Below are 15,176 nucleotides of genomic sequence, written 5' to 3'. Positions count from 1 at the left end.
GCGGCGGGCGCCGTACGGGCGGGTTCAGGCGGTCATCGCGAGCCGGAAGCGCACGCACTTCCCGCCGGGTTCGGGGATCGACTCCCAGCCGTCGGACAACGATTCGACCAGGAGCAGGCCGCGCCCGGTGGTGTCGTCGTCGGTCGCCTCGACCACCTGGGGCACCCGGGTGTCCGTGTCGTGCACCTCGATCCACACACAGGCGGCGCCGTCGGGGGCGCGGTCTCGGCGGACCACGACGCTGAAAGGGCGTCCCAGACCCGCGTGGCGTACGGCATTGGTCGCCAGTTCGGAGGCGAGAAGTACGGCGATGTCGGACAAGGATTCGAGGTCCCAAACCGTCAGCGCCACGCGGACATGCTCCCGCACGGCGGACACGCACGCGGGCATCGCCGGCAGCGTGATGGTCGGGCTGACCTCGTCCTCTGCGTCCGCCACTTCCGGATCGGCCAGGGTGGTCATGCAGCTACCTCCTGTTGCGTGGGCTGCGTTTGCCCCCGCAAGCGGCCCCGCCCCGTCCCGTCGCTTTAAGTGATCTTGTAAGCGCGTAAAGTGAGGGTGCTCGGTAGGATGCTCCACGAAACCCGGTGGTGCAACTCTCGCCGCCACTTCGGTGTCCGCGTGTACACGGTTCACCCGATCGGGCGATGTCCCTGGCCCTCACATGGAGGAAGCGGGTTCGACTCGCCCCGTCGGCGTGGCCTCGACGAGTCAGGGGGGACGGGCCGATGGCGACCTCGTTGCGGGAAACCCACGCACCGACGTGGCGACGGAGCTCCTACAGCAGCGTGCAGGGGAACTGTGTGGAAGTGGTGAATCGTCACCCCTGCGAGGTGGTGGTGCGCGATTCGAAGCAACGTGCGTGTGCGGTCCTGAGGTTCACCGACCGCGAATGGACCCACCTGTTGGTTGCCCTTGTCGGGCGCGGAAAGTGACGATCAGTCAGGAACGGTTTCGGTGAGCACCGGGACATCGCTCCAGCGGAAGACGTGGGCCAGCGTCGGCTCCACGATCGACCCGGGCACCTCGCCGTCGAACCAGCGGTCCACATGCGCCCAGTGGTAGGGGTTCAGCAGGTACTCGCCGGTCAGCCCCTCGACCGCGGCGTACTCCTGCTCCCACGCGTGCGTCCACCGCGACCGCCCGGTCCGCTCCACCACCCGGGAGAGCGCCCACGAGCGGATCGTCGGGATGTGCTGCGGCATGGCGATCAGATCCGCCTCGAACTCGGCCAGTACGTCGGCGGGTGTGCCCGCGCGTACGGTCAACAGCAGCGTGCGCTTGACCCGGGGACCGGTCAGCGGCGCGAACCCGGCGCGCACGGGGCGCAGCGCGACCTCGTCGGCCCGCGCCGGGAGTTCGGGCCGCGCGTCGGACCGAAGATCCCACGAGTAGCCGTGCCCGCCGACGCAGCCGGGCAGGTCCGGCCCGGCCGAGAGCGATCGGTGCCCCGGGCCGGGCATGGTCGTGGCCAGCACCACTCGACGAGTCATGCGTGTGCTCCCGTGCGATGTGCGGTGTGGTCCGCCGGGATGTGATCCGCTGCGGTGGCGGCCGCGTCGCCGGCGCCCACCCGGGCCGGATCCGGCTCGGCGGCGGACGCGGACATCGCCGGTTGCAGCGCCCGGCGTTGCCGATCCAGCGCATAGCCGTCGGTGGCGGCCCAGAACGCCGCGACGTCCGGATCGGCCGCCGCGGCCCCGCGCATCGCGTAGAACGCGCGGATCGTCGGCAGCACCCACAGGATGTGCACGGTGGTCGCGTCCCGGCCCGCGGGCGAACGCCAGACGCGTTCCAGCCGCATTCCGCGCCGCTGCGCGCCGGGCAGATAGCGATCATGGAACTGGCCCAGCCACAACGCCACCTGATCGTTCGTCAGGGTGACGTGGTCGAGGATGTTCACCGGGTCGGGAACGGGTTCGGCGGCGGTGCTCACAGCTTGTCCAGCACGGTCTCGCGGTAGCGCGCGATCCGCTCGCGCAACGTGTCCAGCCCACCGGGACCGGCCAGTTCGGCCGGGTTCGGCGCGAACACCAGCCGGGTCGCGCCCGCGTCGGTGAACCGGCGCACCCAGTTCGGGTCGTGCTGGAGCTCGCGGTCGCACGAGCCCGGCCATGCGGTGATCTCGACCGCGTCCGCCGTGCGGCCGGCCGCACGCGCGCACGTGCGCAGCAGTTCGGCGCGCGTCTCGAACTCGTCGGGCGCGATCGTGTACGGGAACCAGCCGTCGCCGAGCCGCCCGGCCCGGCGCACGGCGGGCTCGCTGTTGCCGCCCAGGACCACCGGCACCGCACCACGTTCGGGGCGCGGCAGGCAGTGCACGCGCTCGAAGGAGGTGAACCTGCCGCGGAAGGTGGCGGGGGCGTCGGCCCACAGCGCGCGCATCGCGCCGACGCACTCCTCCAGGCGGGCGCCGCGCTCGGTGAAGGACGCGCCGACCGCGGCGTACTCCTCCTTCTGCCACCCGATGCCCAGGCCCAGCATCAACCGGCCGCCCGAGTGCCGGTCGATGGTGGCGACCCGTTTGGCCAGCACCACCGGGCTGTGCAGCGGCGCGACCACCATCGCCGTACCGAAGCGCAGCGTGCGCGAGGCGCCGGCGAGGAAGGCGATGGTCTCCAGCGGGTCGGGCATCGGCACCACGCCGGCGGCGCTGGGGGTGCGACCGGAATCCGAGTACGGGTACAGGGGCTCGTAGTCCTCGGCGACCACGACGTGTTCGACGGTCCACACGGATTCGACGCCGCACTCCTCCAGCGTCCCGGCGAAGTCGCGCAGGAAGCCGCCGGAGGTGATCAGACCGTCCGCGAAGGGCGCCATCACGCCCAGCTTGATCGTCATTCTGACGCCCTTTCAGATCCCGTGTCCGCACCCTGCCCCGGCGGGCGTGCGAGCGCAAGACCCGACCGACGGTGTCGTTGGACACGCGACCGAGGGCGGACGACCCGGGGTCTTCGGCCCGGGGAATGCCGCGTGCGCCCGCCATCGGGGCGCGGGCGCACGCGGTCTGTGCGGGCAGGCCGACCGGGCCGGACGGCGGATCGGGAGGGAAGGGGCTAGGCGAGCTCGACGAGCTCGTCGTGCCGGTACAGCGGGCGAAGGCCGTCGGCGAAACGCACCGAGTACCACTGGTACGGGGACAGCGGCGGCCGATGCGCGTCGGCGAACACCTCGCACACCTCACCGATGTGGCCGGTGCTCAGGCCCACCTGCACGCGTACGCGGGTGCCGACCTCGAATCCCTGCCAGCGGGTGGCCCCGCCGCGAACATGCTCCTGGGTCCTCGTCGTCGCGTCGCCCATGACGGGCACCGCCCTTCTGCCGATGGGTAGTTCACCCAGCTGTCGAGAACGCTCCCCTACCCGCTATCGGGCGCGGCGCTCGCGCTCTTGAGACGAGGACTCCGTTCGCGCGCGGACTTCACCCGGAAGGAGCGCCCGAGTGGCGCGGTGGAGCCGGCAGGCTTCCGATGTGGACGTCTTGTTGTGGATCACCGCCGTGTCCGGCCTCGCCTGGCTCTACCTGACGCTGTGCCACGGCTGGTTCTGGCGCACCGACGTGCGCCTTGGCGGGGCCGTGGCGCCGGTGGCCGAGACCGCGTCGGTGGCGGTGATCGTGCCCGCGCGCGACGAGGCGGCGGTGCTCGGCGACAGCCTGCCCACGCTGCTCGCGCAGGACTTTCCCGGCCGGGTCGAGGTGCTCCTGGTCGACGACGGCAGCACGGACGGGACCGGCGAGCTGGCCCGGCGACTGGGCGCGGCGGCCCGGGTGCCACTCACCGTGACCTCGCCCGGCGAGCCGCCGGCGGGCTGGACCGGCAAGGTGTGGGCGCTGCGGCACGGCGTCGAGTCGGTCGGCGACGTGGACTGGATCCTGTTCACCGACGCGGACATCGCGCACGCGCCCGGTTCGCTCGCCCGCCTGGTCGGCGAGGCCGAACACGAGCGCCTGGACCTGCTCTCGGTGATGGCCCGGCTGCGCACGCACACCCGGTGGGAGAAGCTGATCGTGCCCGCCTTCGTGTACTTCTTCGGCAAGCTCTTCCCGTTCCGCCGGGTGAACCGGCCCGGCTCGCGGGTCGCGGCGGCCGCGGGCGGCTGCGTGTTGGTCCGGCGTACCGCGCTGGAGCGGGCCGGCGGCGTGGCGGCGATCCGGGACGCGGTGATCGACGACGTGTCGCTGGGCACCGCGGTCAAGCGCTCGGGCGGGCGGATCCGGCTGGTGCTGGCCGACCCGGTGCGCCACGTGGACAGCGTGCGGCCCTACCCGGCGTTGGCGGACCTGTGGAACATGGTCGCGCGCAGCGCCTTCGCGCAGTTGCGGCACTCCTGGCTGCTGCTCGCGGGCACCGTGGTGGGGCTGGCGCTGATCTACCTGGCCGCGCCGGTCGCGCTGTTCGCCGCGATCGTCGGCGGCGACGCCGCGCTCGCGCTGCTCGCGCTCGCGGTGTGGGCCCTGATGACCGGGACCTACGTGCCGATGGTGCGCTACTACGGGCGGCCCGCCGCGGAGGCGGTGTTGTTGCCCTTCGCGGCCACGCTGTACCTGGGCATGACCGTGCACTCGGCGGTTCGGCACGCGCGCGGGCGGGGTGCGGCGTGGAAGGGTCGCACGTACCCGGCGCCGGCCGAATAGGCTCCGTTCGTGCCCAGCCCAGACTCCACCGCCCGTCCCTATCGCGACGGCGTCCCCGAACACGGCCGCGTCCCCAAGTCGTACATGGTGAAGATGAGCCTGCTCCAACTCATGGACGAGTTGGGCGAAGACGCGCTGCTGCCCTCCGAACGCGAACTCGCCGCGACCTACGGGGTCGCCCGCAGCACCCTGCGATCGGCGATCGGCGAGTTGGTGATGGAGGGCCGACTGCGCTCCGCCCGAGGACGGGGCACCTACGTCGCGCCGCCCAAGCTCATGCAGCCGGTCAGCCTCGGCAGCTACACCGAGGCGGTGCGCTCGATGGGGCTGACCCCCAGCCGCCGGGTGGTCACCCTCGAACACCACGTCGCGCAGCCCGATCTGGCCGAGCGGTTGCGGATCCGCACCGGTGACCTGACCGTGCACCTGGAGCGGGTGCTGCTCGCCGACGACGAGCCGATCGGCCTGGAGAGCACGTACCTGCCGCTGGACCGCTTTCCCACCATCCTGGACGTGCTGCGCCCGGAGGGGTCGCTGTACCTGTGCCTGCAGAAGGACCTGGGAGTGGTCTTCGCGGAGATAGACGAGACCGTGGAGACCGTCTTGGCCGCGCCGCGCGAGGCGCTGCTCCTGGAGACCAACCCGGCGCTGCCGATGCTGCTGGTCATGCGCACGTCCTACGACCCGGACGGCGTGCCCATCGAGCGGGTCCGGGCGCTGTTCCGGGGCGACCGGATGGGCTTCGCCACGCGTCTGCGCGCGTAGGCCCCGGCAGGATTGGATCACGAAAAGATAACAGGTTCGGACCTTAACGGACTGTTCACCCGGACGACATACCGCCTCCGCATGCTCGGCATCGACCGCTCCCAAGCTGGTCGCAATCGCCCCCGAGAACGTGGAGGAAGCCGGTGCGAGTCATCGTCGTCGGAGGTGGCGTGCTGGGCACCATGCATGCCTGGCAGGCCATCGATCGAGGTCACGAGGTCGTGCACATCGAGCGCGAGCGCGAGGCGCGCGGTGCTTCGGTGCGCAACTTCGGCCTGGTGTGGATCGGTGGCCGGGCCGTCGGCGACGAACTGGCCACCGCGCTGCGGGCCCGCGAACTGTGGGAGCGGATCGGCGCCGACGTGCCCGGTACCGGCTTTCGCCCCAACGGCTCGCTCACCGTCTGCCGAGGCGCCGAGGAGGTCGCGGTGGCCGAGGCGGCCCTCGCGCTGCCCGACGCCACCGAGCGCGGCCTGAAGCTGCTCACCCCGGGCGAGGCCCGCGAGCACAACCCGGCGCTGCGCGGCGGCTTCGACGCCGCCCTGTGGTGCGAGCGCGACGGCGCGGTCGAGTCCCGGGTCGCACTGCCCGCGCTGCGCGCCCACCTGGCGGCCGGCGGCCGGTACACCTGGCTGCCCGGACGCGAGGTGCGCGACCTGCTGCCGAGCGGCACCGGCGTACGCGACGACCACGGCCACACCCACGAAGGCGACCTGGTGGTGCTGTGCACCGGCGCCTGGCTGACCGGCCTGGTCCGCGAGCTCGCCCCCGAGCTGCCGGTGCGCCGGGTGCGCCTACAGATGATGCAGACCGACCCGCTCGACGAGCCGCTGACCACCTCGGTCGCCGACGGCGACAGCTTCCGCTACTACCCCGCCTACGCCGGCACCGCGCTCGACGCGCTCCGCGCGGCCCACCCCCAGGCGCCGGTGCCCGCCGAGCACCGCATGCAACTGCTGATGGTCCAGCGCCTCGACGGCGGCCTGACCATCGGCGACACGCACGAGTACGACGAGCCGTTCACGTTCGACGTGGACTCCGCGCCCTACGAGCACCTGGTCGAGGTCGCCGAGAGCCTGCTCGGCCGGCCGTTGCCGGCCGTGCGCCGCCGCTGGGCCGGGGTGTACGCGCAGACCACCGACACCACCCGGGTCGTGCACCGCGAGCAGGTCGCCCCCGCGACCTGGTTGGTGACCGGCCCCGGCGGGCGCGGGATGACCTGCTCGCCCGCCATCGCCGAACGCACCGCGAACCTGGCCGGCCTCTAGGCCCGGCTGCGCCCCGCCCACCCCCGAAACTCCCGCCCGTTGCCGAAAGCCCAACCGGAGCACCACTCATGACGCACTATCAGCTCGCCGTCCTGGACATGGCCGGCACCACCGTCGCCGACGACGGCCTCGTCGTCGAGGCGTTCACCCGGGCGATCGGCGCGGCCGGCGTCGAGGTCGGCTCCGCCGACTTCGAGCACAAGCTCGGCTACGTCCACGCCACCATGGGCGAAAGCAAGATCACCGTCTTCCGGGCCCTGCTCGACGGCGACGAGGAGCGTGCGCAAGCCGCCAACCTCGCCTTCGAGGCGGCCTACGCCGACCTGGTCGCGGCGGGCCGGTGCGCGCCGATCGAGGGCGCCGAGGCGGCCGTCCGCGCGCTGCGCGCCGACGGGGTCAAGGTCGCACTCACCACCGGCTTCGGCCGACCCACCCAGGACGCGATCCTGGCCTCGCTCGGCTGGACCGACCTGGCCGACCTGACCCTGTGCCCGGCCGACGCCGGGCGCGGACGGCCCTACCCCGACCTGGTGCTCACCGCCGTACTGCGCCTGGGCGTCGAGGACCTGCGGGAGGTCGCCGTGGTCGGCGACACCGCGTTCGACGTGCTCACCGGGCTGCGCTCCGGTGCCTCCATCGCCGCCGGTGTGCTCACCGGCGCGCACGACCGCGCCGCCCTCGAAGCGGCCGGCGCCACCCACGTACTCGGCTCCATCCGCGACCTCCCCGCCCTGCTCCAGGGCTGATTCGTCTTTTCGAAAGGGCGATTTCCCATGCGACGCATCCTCGGCCTCACCGCCGCCGCCACCGTGGTCGTGCTCAGCGCGAGCGCCTGCGGCGGGACCGGCGGGAGCGGCTCGGACGACACCAAGCCCGCCGCGAACGCCGCCTCCGGCGGCGCGCCCGCCAAGGGCTCCGGCAGCGTGACGGTCTACTCCGTGGACGGGCTCGCCGACTGGTACACCAAGCGCTTCGCGGACTTCGAGAAGAAGACCGGGATCAAGGTCAACCTGGTGGAGTCCGGCTCCGGCGAGGTGGTCACCCGCATGGAGAAGGAGAAGGGCAACCCGCAGGCCGACGTGGCGATCACGCTGCCGCCGTTCATCCAGCGCGCGGCCCAGGCGAACCTGCTCACCGCGTACGCGCCCGCCGGCGCCGACAAGGTGCCGGCCGGCTCCAAGGACGCGCAGGGCCGCTATGTGGCCGTGGTCAACAACTACGCGTCCTGGATCTACAACCCCGACCAGGCCAAGCCCGCGCCGACCAAGTTCCAGGAGCTGACCGAGGGCCGGTTCAAGTCCAAGCTCCAGTACTCGACGCCGGGCCAGGCCGGTGACGGCACCGCCGTGCTGATCCAGCTCCAGCACCTGTACGGCAAGCAGGGCGCGCTCGACTACCTCAAGCGGCTCGAGTCGAACAACGTCGGCCCGTCCTCCTCCACCGGCAAGCTCCAGCCCAAGGTCGGCAAGGGCGAGCTCAGCGTGGCCAACGGCGACCTCCAGATGAACCTGGCGTCGATCCACAACGACAAGTCCAACTTCAAGGTCTGGTTCCCGGCGGACGACGCGGGCAAGGCCTCGACCTTCGCGTTGCCGTACTTCATGGGCCTGTCCTCCGGCGCCCCGCACGCCGACGCCGGCCGCAAGCTGATGGACTACCTGCTCTCCCCGGAGGCGCAGACCTCGGTCTCCGCCGACGCGCTGGGCCTGCCCGCGCGCGAGGACGTCAAGCCGACCGACGCCAACGCCGCCGAGATCGCCAAGGCCTTGGAGGGCGTGGAGATCTGGACGCCGGAATGGGACACGGTGCTCAAGGAACTGGACGCGGACCTGGCCGCGTACAACAAGGCCGTCGGTCGCTGACCCGAGCCACCGACACCCCGAGAGAACCGCGGAGAGGGAGGGAACCCGCATGACCGCACCAGCCATCGAGCGCACCGAGGCGACCACCGTGAGCGCAGCGCCGACCCGACCGGCGATCGGCATCCAGGACCTGACGGTCCGATACGGATCCGTCGTGGCCCTGGAGGGACTGAGCCTGGAGGTCGCCCCGGGCGAGACGGTCGCCCTGCTCGGGCCGTCCGGCTCGGGCAAGTCCACGGCGCTCAAGGCGGTCGCGGGTTTCCTCCGACCCGCCTCCGGGCGGATCACCCTGGCCGGCCGCGACGTCACGTACGAACCGCCGAACAAGCGCGGGATCGGCGTCGTCGTGCAGAACTACGCGCTGTTCCCGCACATGCGGGTCGCGGACAACGTCGCGTTCGGGCTCAAGGCCCGCCGGGTGCCGCGTGCCGAGGTGGCCCGCCGGGTCACCGAGGCGTTGGACATGGTGGGCATGGCGAGCTACGCCCGGCGCTACCCCCGCGAGTTGTCCGGCGGGCAGCAGCAACGGGTGGCGATCGCGCGGGCATTGGCGATTCGCCCGCCCGTACTGCTGCTCGACGAACCGCTGTCCGCGCTGGACGCGACGCTGCGCGCCGACCTGCTCGGCGAGTTGCAGCGGCTGCGCGCCGACCTGCCGGACGTGGCGATCATGTATGTCACCCACGACCAGACCGAGGCGCTCGCCCTCGCGGACCGGATCGCGGTGATGCGGGACGCGCGGCTGGTCGACCTGGACGCCACGGACCGGCTGTACCGGCGCCCGCCCAGCGAGTTCACCGCGTCCTTCCTGGGCGCGGCCAACCTGCTCGGCGCACGGGTGCTCGCGGCGTGCGCGGCCGGGGAAGACGCGGTCGAGGTCGCGGTGGGCGGGCTGACCGTCACCGCCGACCCGACCCGCGCGTTCGCCGAGGGCGAGCGGGCGATGCTGGTGGCGCGCCCGCACACCCTCGGGGTGACCGCGGTCGACCAGCCGCACACGCTGCCCGCGCGGCTCACCGCGACCCAGTGGCGCGGCGCCGACTACCGGTTGACCTGCGTGCTCGACGGCGACGGCGACGGCACGACGGGTCGGGAGATCCGGATCGACGTCACCGACCTGGCCGAGGTCCCGGCCCTCGGCGAGCGTTTGGGCGTGGCGCTGCCCGCCGCACCGTGCGTCCTGGTCCCGGTGGGAGCGGCCGGATGACCGCGACCGTGACCGAACCGCCGATCGCGGCCGAGCCCACCCCGGCTCCGATGCGCACGAGCAAGGCCCGCGGCGGCGCGTCCCGCGCGCTGTGGGTACTCCCACCGCTCGTGCTCGCCGCCGGATTCTTCCTCTATCCGCTCGCGCTCGTGGTCAAGCAGTCCTTCGTCGACAAGGACGAGCGGGTCGGCCTGGACGTGTGGCGCCAGGTACTGAACTCGCCCTCGTTCGGCGACGCGTTGTGGAACACCGTCAAGATCGCCGTACTGTCCACGCTCGGCTGTCTGGTGGTCGGCTTCTTCCTGGCCCTGGTGTTGTCGTTCGTGCCCTTCCCCGGCGCCCGCGCGGTCGGACGGATCGTGGACACGGTGCTCGCCTTCCCGTCCTTCCTGATCGCGCTCGCCTTCACCTTCCTGTACGGCACGGCGGGCGTGGTGAACGCGGCGGCGGACAAGCTCGGCCTGGGCGAACCGCTGGTCGGCTTCCTGTACTCGCCGTGGTGCGTGGTGCTGGCCGAGATCACCTTCTACACCCCGTTCGTGATGCGCCCGCTGCTCGCCGCCTTCGCGCTGGTGCCCCGGGACCGGCTCGACGTCGCGGCCTCGCTCGGCGCGGGACCGCTGCGGGTGATTCGCCAGGTGCTGCTGCCCGAGGCATGGCCCGCGCTCGCGGCCGGCGGCAGCCTGACCCTGCTGCTCACCCTCAACGAGTTCGGGATCGTGCTGTTCATCGGCGCCAAGGACGTCACCACGCTGCCGATGCTCGTGCACGCCAAGGGCGCGGTCACCTTCGACTACCCGGGCGCGTGCGTGGTCGCGGTGGTCGAGGTCGCGCTGTCGCTCACGCTCTACGCGGTCTACCGATTCGTCTTCTCCCGGACAGGAGCCGGCCGTGCTGGTCTGGTCGCGTAGCGGACGAGCCCTCGTCTGGGCCCTCTTCGCGCTCGTCTTCGCCCCTCTCGTGCTCGCCCCGCTGGCGATCCTGGGCATCGCCGCGTTCGCCGGCGACTGGAACAGCGTGCTGCCCGCGTCCTGGACGAGCGAGAACATCCGCGAGGCCACCGCGGGCACCAACTACGACAGCCTCGTGGTCAGCATCGAGACCGCGCTGGGCGCGTCGCTGATCGCGATCGTGGTCGGCACGTGGGCGGCGATCGCCGCCCGGACCGCGCCGCGCTGGATCCGCCGGCTCACCGACGCGGTGTTCCACCTACCGGTCGCGGTGCCGTCGGTGGTGGTCGGTCTGGGCATGCTGGTGGCCTTCAGCGACGGCCCGATCCTGCTCAACGGCACCAAGTGGATCGTCATCGCCGCGCACGCGGTGCTGGTGGTGACGTTCGCGTACTCCACGGTGTCGGCCGGGCTCGACCGTACCGACGCGGCCTTCGCGGACGTGGCCGCCTCGCTCGGCGCGAGCGCGGCCCGAGTGCTGCTGCGGGTGCGGCTGCCGATGTTGCTGCCGTCGATCACGGCGGCGGCGAGCCTGGCGATCGCGCTGTCGATGGGCGAGGTCGGCGCGACGATCATGGTCTACCCGGCCGAATGGCGGACCCTGCCGGTCTCGGTGTTTACCCTGACCGACCGGGGCAAGGTGCTGCTCGGGTCCGCGGTCACGGTGGTCCTGCTGGTCGCGACCCTGGTGGTGCTGCTGCTCGTCGGCCTGCTCAAGGGCCGGGTGGAGGAGCGCAAGCGACGGCGATAGCGGTTCGCCCGAGTTCCTTGCCGCCGGGTCGGTGCGCGCGGGGTCGCCTTGCGTCCGTTCGGTGCGCGCCGGTTCGGTGCGCGCCGGTTCAGTTCCGGCCGAAGGTACGCGCGGGCGGGGCCGGCGACGCGACCGCCGTGGCGTCGTGCACCACCGCGGCCCCACCGGGGAAGTCGGCCAGCGCCGAGCCGTGCTCGATCCGCCCCGGGAACGGGTCGGCGGCGGTCCGCCGGGCCAACTCGGCGATCGGCAGCTCGCCGTGCGAGGCCACCAGCACGACGTTGCCGAACCGCCGACCCCGCAATACCGCGGGGTCGGCGATCAGCAGCTGGTTCGGGAACACCGAGCGCACCGTCGCAACCTGGGATCGCACGAAGTCGAGTCGCCCGCCGTCGGCCAAATTCACCGCGTACACCCCGCCGGGGGCCAGTGTCCGGGCCACCTCGCCGACGAACTCGGCCGAGGTCAGATGCGCGGGCACCCGGGAATCGGCGAACACGTCGACCACGGCCAGGTCGAACGCGGCGTCGGGTGCCTTGCCCGCCACCTGGCGGGCATCACCGGTACGCACCCGGATCTGCCAGTTCTTCTCCCACGGCAGCTCGCGGCGGACGAACTCGACCAAATCCCCGTCCAGTTCCGCCACCTGCTGGCGCGACCGCGGCCGGGTGGCCGCGACGTAGCGGGCCAGCGTGAGCCCGCCGCCGCCGAGGTGGAAGGCCCGCAGCGGCTTGCCGGTGTCCGCGATCAGGTCGACCACGTGGCCGAGCCGGCGCACGTACTCGAACTCCAGCCAGGTCGGATCACCCAGATCCACGTGCGACTGCGGTGATCCGTGCAGGCGCAGCGTCCAGGCCCGGGCCCGATCCGGATCGGGCTCCAGTTCGGCGCTGCCGGAACCCACCTCGGCACGGACCGGCTCGGGAGCACGACCGCGTCGGCGCTGCTTGTCTGCCATCCGACCAGTATCGAGGCGGTGGCCGAGCCAGGCGGCCCGCCCCGATCCCGGACTCGGATCGGGGCGGGCCGCCTCGGTCGCGATTCGGCGGTCGGCTCAGCGGCCGGTCCTGACGAACCGCTCGAGGCGGTCGTCCGCGCCGCCCCGGAGGGTGCGGTCACCGGTTGCGGCGGAGACGGTGATGTTCCCCTTGTTCAACTCGGTCCAGTCGGCGTGCCGCTTGGTCTCCGGGCGGCAGAAGGTACCGGGCACCGCGCAGTCGCCCTGGCCGATCGCGAAGGTGTCGCCGTCGGCCTTGGCCGTGTACTGGATCGCCACCACGGTCTCGGTACCGATCTCGGTCCACACCGGCCGGCCCGGCTTCCGGCCGGGCACCGCGTTCGGGTAGTTGATGCTGACGACGTACTCGTCCGACAGCGCCTTGCGGTCCTTGAGCTGCGCCACGTACGAGGGCAGGAAGTCGGCGAAGGCGCGGTAGGTCTCCGGGGTCACCTTGAAGGAGGCCATGTCGAAGCCGCCGCTGAGCGCGATGGCCGGCTTGCCGTTGTCGATCGCGGCGATGGCGGCGCCCAGCGTGCCCGAGTCGTTGGTGACCGAGGCGACGTTCGGCCCGGAGTTGATGCCGGTGAGCACCAGGTCGGGGCCGGTGCGCCAGCCGACCTTGGCGGCGAGCCCGCCACGCAGGGCGAGCCGTACGGTGTCCACGGGGGTGGCGCTGGGGGTGGTCGGGCCGCACGGGGCGTCGCCCTTGCACACGCCGAAGACGACTCCCTTGCTCGGCGCCCCGGCGCAGTCGCCCTCGAAACCGGCCGGCAGCGTGGTGCGCCGGGACACGGTGAGCGCACCGCCGCCGGTGGCCGCGGTGCCGTAGCCGCTCATGAACTGCCACGGAGCCATCACCACGACGTCCGCCCCGGCGGCGCACAGCGCCCGGCGCACCTCGTAGACGCCTCGGCCGTCGGCGCCGTCGGGCTTGGCGTTCTGCATCGAGTCGTCGTTGCTCAGGAGGATCCGCATCCCGGCCACCGACGAATGATTGTCACCGTGTCCGGGGGCCGCGTCGGCACTCCCGGTCAGGGCCAGGAGCAGGGCCCCGGCGCCGATGGCTGCGGGCAGGGCGGCGAAACGCTTCCGCTGAAGCTTCATGGGTTCCTCGACTCGACTTCGTATCGAATGCGGAGAAATCGACAGTCGAGCGTTCACGACTCGAACACTCGCCACCGATCCGGGTTGCGAGTGAACGTAGAAGCTAAACCTAGTAAGTGAAAGGTTTGAGACCTAAGCGTTACCAATGAGCCTGAGTCGGGGACTCTCCGCGGGCGGCAGGGCACGCCACGAGCAACTCTCGGCGGCGAAGAAGCACTGGGACCGACCGACGACGTCGCCGGCGTCGACCGGCTCGTACGCGCCGGGGCCGTCCACCGGATCGAAGTCCAGATAGAAGAGGTCCCCGTACGTCTCATCGGTGAATCGGGACAGCACCGGGTCGAAATAGAGCATTCCGGAGAAGCCCTTGCCGTGTTCGACCCGGTAGTCGCGAAGTCCCGTAAGGGTGAATTCGACGGGAATCCACGGCCAGCCGTGCTCCCGATCACGGGCATCCACCAGGACACGTGCCGTGGCCCCACCCGGACTGAACGGGTCGTCGATGTGGACCCGGGTGACACACCCGTTCCCGAAATCGAACAAGCCCAGGAGATCGCCCAGGCTGTCCGGGGTGAGCAGGGACATGGGGCCCTCCGGTCGGCGGCGCTGCGGTTCGGTCCTCGTACCAATCATCGCGACTGGTGCGCCGCCACCGTACGGAAGTATCGAGCGGACCGCGTTCGCGGTCAGACCCGGCTGACCAAACGCGAGATCAGCGCGCCGGCGGCGAGGTAGACCACCGCGGCCAGTCCGTAGTTCACCGCGACCCGGGCCTTGACGTTGTCGGGCGTGAAGAGGTCCTTGGCCCAGCGGGCCAGCCAGTCGGCCCAGTCGGCGACGGTCTCCACCGCGCCGTTGGTGGGGTTGGCTTCGAAGACGAACAGAATGATGTGCAGAACGAGGATGACGGCGATCACCGCGGCCACGACACTGACGACAGTCGCGATCGGGTTCACTCGCCGTGCAGTAGAGGTCACCATGCGGGGAGTCTGCTCGGGTTCGAACACCTGAAACGGAGGCCACGCGCGCCGGTTTGCAGTCGGCTCCGACCCCCGGTAGGGTCCTCCAAGTTGCCCGACAGGGAGACCTGAGACAGACGCGAGCCTAGGCGCTCGTGCTGGCTGGTCCCGGGGTGGCCATCCCGATCATTCGAACCAGGTGTGGTGCGCGTGCGCGTCACACCGTCGTTCTGTGCTCGGGTGTCCCGAAGAACGCCGGAACGTAAATTGCTGCCGATTCGACGGTGCGAAATGCGATCCGCTAATGTTCGGGACGTCGCGGAAAGCAGCGGAGAGAACAAATTTCCGAAGCCGAAGCGATGGGCGAAGCAGGCCGGAAGGGCTGCTAAGCTCGAAGAGCCGGAAGCCGGGGAAACGAAAGTTTCGAAGGCCGAAAGCAACGGACGAAAAGCGGGTCGCAAGATCTGCTAGAGTCCGGGAGGCGGAAAACGCGGAAACGCGGTGGAAGCCGAAAGCGAGGAAAGCGAAGCCGCCGAAACGGTGTGCTAAGCTGGAAACGCGAAAGCGAAACACGGAAACGAAAAACTGAAACACCTTGAACGTTAAACGCCCGGAGGGCGCGGTTGACTCCGCACCAAAGGAAGCGTCCGTTCCTTGAGAACTCAACAGCGTGCC

The 15,176-nt window shown here is 71.3% G+C and carries 19 protein-coding genes; 9 read left to right on the top strand and 10 right to left on the bottom strand.

Annotation, left to right across the window (positions count from 1 at the left end):
- Positions 1-24: 24 nt before the first annotated feature.
- Positions 25-462 (bottom strand): ATP-binding protein, encoded by a 438-nt coding sequence (locus tag ACZ4FV_RS18210; RefSeq protein WP_395867493.1) that lies wholly within the window; start codon positions 460-462, stop codon positions 25-27.
- Between the two features lie 185 nt (positions 463-647).
- Here ACZ4FV_RS18210 and ACZ4FV_RS18205 point away from each other — a divergent pair, with 185 nt between their 5' ends.
- Positions 648-935 carry a DUF397 domain-containing protein gene (locus tag ACZ4FV_RS18205; RefSeq protein ID WP_395867491.1) on the top strand — a complete coding sequence of 96 codons (288 nt, stop codon included), beginning with the start codon at positions 648-650 and terminating at the stop codon, positions 933-935.
- A gap of 3 nt (positions 936-938) precedes the next feature.
- On the opposite strand, the gene ACZ4FV_RS18200 is transcribed toward ACZ4FV_RS18205, so the two are convergent.
- The 4 genes from ACZ4FV_RS18200 to ACZ4FV_RS18185 all read right to left on the bottom strand — a co-directional run bounded on the left by ACZ4FV_RS18200 (position 939) and on the right by ACZ4FV_RS18185 (position 3,302).
- Entirely contained in the window at positions 939-1,493 is a 555-nt protein-coding gene (locus ACZ4FV_RS18200; RefSeq protein WP_402234634.1) for a Dabb family protein, read from the bottom strand.
- Positions 1,490-1,936 (bottom strand): NIPSNAP family protein, encoded by a 447-nt coding sequence (locus ACZ4FV_RS18195; protein ID WP_395867488.1) that lies wholly within the window; start codon positions 1,934-1,936, stop codon positions 1,490-1,492. The genes ACZ4FV_RS18200 and ACZ4FV_RS18195 overlap by 4 nt, the downstream gene beginning before the upstream one ends.
- Positions 1,933-2,841 (bottom strand): LLM class F420-dependent oxidoreductase, encoded by a 909-nt coding sequence (locus tag ACZ4FV_RS18190; RefSeq protein ID WP_402234632.1) that lies wholly within the window; start codon positions 2,839-2,841, stop codon positions 1,933-1,935. The genes ACZ4FV_RS18195 and ACZ4FV_RS18190 overlap by 4 nt, the downstream gene beginning before the upstream one ends.
- 215 nt (positions 2,842-3,056) lie before the next feature.
- Positions 3,057-3,302: a hypothetical protein gene (locus ACZ4FV_RS18185; protein ID WP_395867484.1), complete on the bottom strand. Its 246-nt coding sequence runs from the start codon at positions 3,300-3,302 to the stop codon at positions 3,057-3,059.
- Between the two features lie 169 nt (positions 3,303-3,471).
- Between ACZ4FV_RS18185 and ACZ4FV_RS18180 the strand changes: the two genes are divergently transcribed.
- The 8 genes from ACZ4FV_RS18180 to ACZ4FV_RS18145 all read left to right on the top strand — a co-directional run bounded on the left by ACZ4FV_RS18180 (position 3,472) and on the right by ACZ4FV_RS18145 (position 11,438).
- Positions 3,472-4,635, top strand: coding sequence for a glycosyltransferase (locus ACZ4FV_RS18180; protein WP_395867482.1), 1,164 nt, complete (start codon positions 3,472-3,474; stop codon positions 4,633-4,635).
- Positions 4,636-4,719: 84 nt separating this feature from the next.
- Positions 4,720-5,400 carry a GntR family transcriptional regulator gene (locus tag ACZ4FV_RS18175; protein ID WP_395867956.1) on the top strand — a complete coding sequence of 227 codons (681 nt, stop codon included), beginning with the start codon at positions 4,720-4,722 and terminating at the stop codon, positions 5,398-5,400.
- Between the two features lie 143 nt (positions 5,401-5,543).
- Positions 5,544-6,668 (top strand): TIGR03364 family FAD-dependent oxidoreductase, encoded by a 1,125-nt coding sequence (locus tag ACZ4FV_RS18170; RefSeq protein ID WP_395867480.1) that lies wholly within the window; start codon positions 5,544-5,546, stop codon positions 6,666-6,668.
- A 68-nt stretch (positions 6,669-6,736) separates the two neighbouring features.
- Positions 6,737-7,414 carry a phosphonatase-like hydrolase gene (locus tag ACZ4FV_RS18165; protein WP_395867479.1) on the top strand — a complete coding sequence of 226 codons (678 nt, stop codon included), beginning with the start codon at positions 6,737-6,739 and terminating at the stop codon, positions 7,412-7,414.
- A 27-nt stretch (positions 7,415-7,441) separates the two neighbouring features.
- Positions 7,442-8,530 (top strand): 2-aminoethylphosphonate ABC transporter substrate-binding protein, encoded by a 1,089-nt coding sequence (locus tag ACZ4FV_RS18160; protein ID WP_395867478.1) that lies wholly within the window; start codon positions 7,442-7,444, stop codon positions 8,528-8,530.
- Positions 8,531-8,579: 49 nt separating this feature from the next.
- Entirely contained in the window at positions 8,580-9,737 is a 1,158-nt protein-coding gene (locus tag ACZ4FV_RS18155) for an ABC transporter ATP-binding protein (protein WP_395867477.1), read from the top strand.
- Positions 9,734-10,648 (top strand): 2-aminoethylphosphonate ABC transporter permease subunit, encoded by a 915-nt coding sequence (locus ACZ4FV_RS18150; protein WP_395867475.1) that lies wholly within the window; start codon positions 9,734-9,736, stop codon positions 10,646-10,648. The genes ACZ4FV_RS18155 and ACZ4FV_RS18150 overlap by 4 nt, the downstream gene beginning before the upstream one ends.
- Complete coding sequence (locus ACZ4FV_RS18145) at positions 10,629-11,438, top strand: ABC transporter permease (protein WP_395867473.1); 810 nt, start codon at positions 10,629-10,631, stop codon at positions 11,436-11,438. The genes ACZ4FV_RS18150 and ACZ4FV_RS18145 overlap by 20 nt, the downstream gene beginning before the upstream one ends.
- Before the next feature lie 88 nt (positions 11,439-11,526).
- Here ACZ4FV_RS18145 and ACZ4FV_RS18140 read toward each other — a convergent pair whose 3' ends face one another.
- The 5 genes from ACZ4FV_RS18140 to ACZ4FV_RS18120 all read right to left on the bottom strand — a co-directional run.
- Positions 11,527-12,396: a spermidine synthase gene (locus ACZ4FV_RS18140; RefSeq protein WP_465322898.1), complete on the bottom strand. Its 870-nt coding sequence runs from the start codon at positions 12,394-12,396 to the stop codon at positions 11,527-11,529.
- A 96-nt stretch (positions 12,397-12,492) separates the two neighbouring features.
- Complete coding sequence (locus ACZ4FV_RS18135) at positions 12,493-13,542, bottom strand: 5'/3'-nucleotidase SurE (protein WP_395867469.1); 1,050 nt, start codon at positions 13,540-13,542, stop codon at positions 12,493-12,495.
- A 132-nt stretch (positions 13,543-13,674) separates the two neighbouring features.
- Positions 13,675-14,127: a hypothetical protein gene (locus ACZ4FV_RS18130; RefSeq protein WP_395867467.1), complete on the bottom strand. Its 453-nt coding sequence runs from the start codon at positions 14,125-14,127 to the stop codon at positions 13,675-13,677.
- Positions 14,128-14,228: 101 nt separating this feature from the next.
- Positions 14,229-14,522, bottom strand: a complete 294-nt coding sequence (locus ACZ4FV_RS18125) for a hypothetical protein (protein ID WP_465322897.1) — start codon at positions 14,520-14,522, stop codon at positions 14,229-14,231.
- A 165-nt stretch (positions 14,523-14,687) separates the two neighbouring features.
- The coding region (locus ACZ4FV_RS18120; RefSeq protein WP_465322896.1) for a hypothetical protein at positions 14,688-15,176 on the bottom strand (489 nt) is incomplete at its 5' end.

Source organism: Embleya sp. NPDC025285, assembly GCF_055558835.1.
This window is presented reverse-complemented; position numbering and strand designations above follow the sequence as displayed.